We start from the raw sequence: 4,461 nt of genomic DNA, 5'->3' as shown, positions 1-4,461 counted from the left end.
TAAGTGTGAGACATTAGGATTTTCAAATGTTCCATAAGAAGTGGTGTAAATCTTTTCTGCGGGACGACGTGACATACCTTTCATCATCTCTATATCCCATCGCAGTAGAACGCTTTCTCCCAAGGGCATATCTTTATACATCTGCTTGAGTACCTTCTCTTGGTCTTCTATCTGCTTACTCTCTACTACCTGATCTTTATCGGTTAAAACTCTACCTAGAATTTTTATTTTAGCTACTTCTTCTTCTACCTCTGAGACTAATAAAGAATATTGTTTGCTTTTAGAAGGTTTCATTAGCTTTCTAGAGACCTCGTAAATGTTAGCAATATGTTCGATAGATCGTTTGAGTAAAACTTGTAGTTCTTGCGGTTCTTTGCTAGTGTATATCTCTCTAGATCGCTTATCTTGCAAGCTGTACTGGCCATTATCAAGTAATCTCAATAGAGATATCCCCTGTGGAGGGGAATTAATGGCAGTTAGGTGAGAAACCGGAAGAGTGTTATCTATAGCATGGCAAGAAGGTGAAGTAGCAGCCTTATGTTTAGCTGACACACCATCTTTTAAAAGATTTTCTTGGATAAAAACAATAATTCTTTCGACGATAGCTGCCAAAGCGCCTGCAAAAGGAATACTTTCTATACAGGCAATCAAACGATGGCCTAAGCAATGCTTAGCCTTGGCATAGTTAGAGAGCTGCCAATGCCTGCTAGCATAAGGAGCTCCTGATAAGCCTGTAATTAAAGACAACCCTATATCTTGGTAAGATAAGCTATATTTTTTAGGATGATCGGTTAAATGATAAGACATACCTAAACCCTGGTGAATTTTTAAGAGGAAAGCAACTACTTATTAACAATATAAATTAGTATAAAGCAAAAAAAATTATATCGACCTTGTTTTGCTTAAAGGCATATTAAAAAGCACTTTATCAGCTACCAATCTATCATTTTGCTCACTTCTTATATACTAGTTAACAACCTGCATTTTATATAAAAATGCAGGTATCAAATAAGAAGATATTATTAACTTATATTTTTAGCTCTTTGCTAATCCGATTTTCCTTGAGTTGATAATGGATCCATAGCTGCATTTGCATCCTCTTGGTTTTCTATCTGTTTATGGAAAAGCAAAATTCTGTCTCCCGAATAAGCAACTTCATATTCGTAGCCTTCGGCTAGCATTTGCTCGGAAGTTAGAATTTGAAAGGAGCCCACATTCCATACTTCCATCATCGCCGGCAAATCTTGTGCAAGCTTTGCTAGTACTTTTTGCTGCTTGATCTGATAATTGCTTACGGGCTTGGTAGGAAGGCTTATAATTCCTGCTTCGCGTGCATCTGTGGAGGACAAACTTAATGCTTGAGTCTCTTTTTTTTCTTCAACTTCGCTAGAGAATTGATCTTTAGATAAAAGACTTCGACCGATAGAAAAAAGCGAAGACTGAATATTTCCCCAAAAGGAGGGCTTGCCATTATAAAGCTTCCTCTCTATTTTTCTTTGTTCTTCCTTCTTATCCAAGCCAATGCAAGTAAACATTCTATTAAAGTTTTTTTCCTTTACTATATCATGCTCTCTATACATACAGCTGAAGCATTCGTAGTTTCCTTCATATATGTAGGGTGAAAACCAACGTGATAATTCTAAGTGGGAGACATTAGGATTTTCAAATGTTCCATAAGCAGTGGTGTAAATCTTTTCTGCGGGACGACGTGACATACCTTTCATCATCTCTATATCCCAACGAAGTAGAATGCTTTCTCCCAAGGGCATATCTTTATACATTTGCTTAAGAACCTTCTCCTGATCTTCTATCTGCTTGCTCTCTACCACCTGATCTTTATCGGTTAAAACTTTACCTAAAATCTTTATTTTAGCTACTTCTTCTTCTACCTCTGAAACTAATAAGGAATATTGTTTACTTTTAGAAGGTTTCATTAGCTTTCTAGAGGCCTCGTAAATGTTAGCAATATTCTCAACAGATTGTTTGAGTAAAACCCGCAGTTCTTGCGATTCTTTGCGCTCGTACGTCTCTCTAGATCGCTTATCTTGCAAGCTGTACTGACCATGATCGAGTAATCCTAATATAGATGTCTCGTTGGGAGAGGAACTAATGCTAGCTAGGTGAGAAACCGGAAGAATGTTAGCTGAGGCATGGCAAGAAGGTGAAGTAACAGCCTTATGCTTGGTTAGCACGCCATTTTTTAAAAGCTTTTTTTGGATAAAAACAATAATTCTTTCAAGGATAGCTGCCAAAGCGCCTGCAAAAGGAATACTTTCTATACAGGCAATCAAACGATGACCCAAGCAATGCTTAGCTTTGGCATAGTTAGAGAGCTGCCAATGCCGAGTAGCATAAGGAGCTCCTGATAAGCCTGTAATTAAAGACAATCCTATATCTTGATAAGATAAATCATATTTTCTAGGATGATCGGTTAAAAGATAAGACATACCTAAACCCTGGTGAATTTTTAAGAGGAAAGCGACCACTTATTAACAATACAAATTAGTATAAAGCCAAAAAAATTATATTAACTTTTCTTTGCTTAAAGGTAGATTAAAAAGCACTTTATCAATTACCCCTCTATTAATTAAACACCTGCATTTTATATAAAAATGCTGGTAGGAAACGAGTATGTACGATTAATAGCTCTTTGCTAATCCGATTTTCCTTGAGTGGATAATGGATCCATGGCTGAGCTTGCAGCCTCTTGGTTTTCTACCCGTTTATGGAAAAGCAGAATTCTATCTCCTGAATAAGCGGCTTCATATTCGTAGCCTTCAGCTAGCATGTGCTCTGAAGTTAAAATTTGAAAGGAATCCACATTCCATACTTCCATCATCGCCGGCAAATCTTGTGCAAGCTTTGCTAGTACCTTTTGCTGCTTGATCTGATAATTGCTTACAGGCTTGTTAGGAAGGCTTATAAATCCAGCTTCACTTGCTTCTGTGAAGGGTAAGCTTAATGCTTGAGTCTCTTTTTTTTCTTCAGCTTCATCCGAAGGTTGATTTTTAGATAAAAGATTTCGACCTATAGAAAAAAGTGAAGACTGAATATTTCCCCAAAAGGAGGGCCTGCCATTATAAAGCTTCCTCTCTATTTTTCTTTGTTCATCGCTTTTGGTAAGATTAATACAAGTAAACATCCTATTAAAATCTTTTTCCTCTCCTAGCTCATGCTCCCTAAACATGCAACAAAAACCAAAGAAAGCCCCTTCTGTTATATAGGATGAAAACCAGCGCGATAATTCTAAGTGTAAGACATTAGGATTTTCAAATGTTCCATAAGAAGTGGTGTAAATCTTTTCTGCGGGACGACGTGACATACCTTTCATCATCTCTATATCCCATCGCAGTAGAACGCTTTCTCCCAAGGGCATATCTTTATACATCTGCTTGAGTACCTTCTCTTGGCCTTCTATCTGCTTACTCTCTACCAGCTGATCTTTGTCAGCTAAAACTTTACCTAAAATCTTTATTTTAGCTACCTCTTCTTCTACCTCTGAGACCAACAGAGAATATTGTTTGCTTCTAGAAGGTTTCATTAGCTTTCTAGAGGCCTCGTAAATGTTAGCAATATTCTCAACAGATCGTTTGAGTAAAACTTGTAGTTCTTGCGGTTCTTTGCGATCGTACACATCTCTAGATTGCTTATCTTGCAAGCTATACTGGCCATGATCGAGCAATCCCACTATAGATGTCTCTGGTAGAGGGGAACTAGTGCTAGCTAGGTGAGAAACCACAAGAGTGTTAGCTATAGCATGGCAAGAAGGTGAAGTACCGGCTTTATGCTTGGTTAGCACGCCATTTTTTAAAAGCTTTTCTTGGATAAAAACAATAATTCTTTCGAGGATAGCTGCCAAAGCGCCTGCAAAAGGAATACTTTCTATACAGGCAATCAAACGATGGCCTAAGCAATGCTTAGCTTTGGCATAGTTAGAGAGCTGCCAATGTCGACTAGCATAAGGAGCTCCTGATAAGCCTGTGATTAAAGATAGTCCTATATCTTTATAAGATAAATCATATTTTCTCGGATGATTGGTCAAATGATAAGGCATACTGGGTTCCTGTTAGATTTTTAAGAGGAAAGCAGCTTCTTATTAACACCACAAATTAGTATAAAGCTAATAAATTATATTAATCTTCTTCCCTCAAATTTAAAATAGAAAACACTTGTTTATTATCAAACTATCATTCTGCTCGTTTCTCATTTAGTAATTAAACACCTGCATTTTATATAAAAATGCAGGTAGGAGACGAGTATGTACGATTAATAGCTCTTTGCTAATCCGATTTTCCTTGAGTTGATAATGGATCCATGGCTGCAATTGCAGCCTCTTGGTTTTCTACCCGTTTATGGAAAAGTAGAATTCTATCTCCTGAATAAGCACCTTCGTATTCGTAGCCTTCAGCTAGCATTTGCTCGGAAGTTATAATTTGAAAGGAGTCCACATTCCATACTTCC

General features: G+C 37.3%; 4 protein-coding genes. All 4 read right to left on the bottom strand.

The annotated features are described in order from the left end of the window. Positions 1 to 807: hypothetical protein (locus tag NEOC65_RS08085; protein WP_213156210.1), on the bottom strand; the 807-nt coding region annotated here is incomplete at its 3' end. Positions 808 to 1,046: 239 nt separating this feature from the next. Then, positions 1,047 to 2,447, bottom strand: coding sequence for a hypothetical protein (locus NEOC65_RS08080; protein WP_213156209.1), 1,401 nt, complete (start codon positions 2,445 to 2,447; stop codon positions 1,047 to 1,049). Positions 2,448 to 2,653: 206 nt separating this feature from the next. After that, positions 2,654 to 4,054: a hypothetical protein gene (locus NEOC65_RS08075; protein WP_213156208.1), complete on the bottom strand. Its 1,401-nt coding sequence runs from the start codon at positions 4,052 to 4,054 to the stop codon at positions 2,654 to 2,656. A 226-nt stretch (positions 4,055 to 4,280) separates the two neighbouring features. Next, positions 4,281 to 4,461, bottom strand: a 181-nt coding sequence (locus tag NEOC65_RS08070; RefSeq protein ID WP_213156207.1) for a hypothetical protein, incomplete at its 5' end; no start/stop codon positions are given.

Origin of the sequence: Neochlamydia sp. AcF65 (assembly GCF_018342435.1) — a bacterium.
In the GTDB taxonomy this organism is placed as follows: Bacteria; Chlamydiota; Chlamydiia; order Chlamydiales; family Parachlamydiaceae; genus Neochlamydia.
Note: the sequence above shows the minus strand (reverse complement) of the source record. Positions and strands in the feature narration are given on the sequence as shown.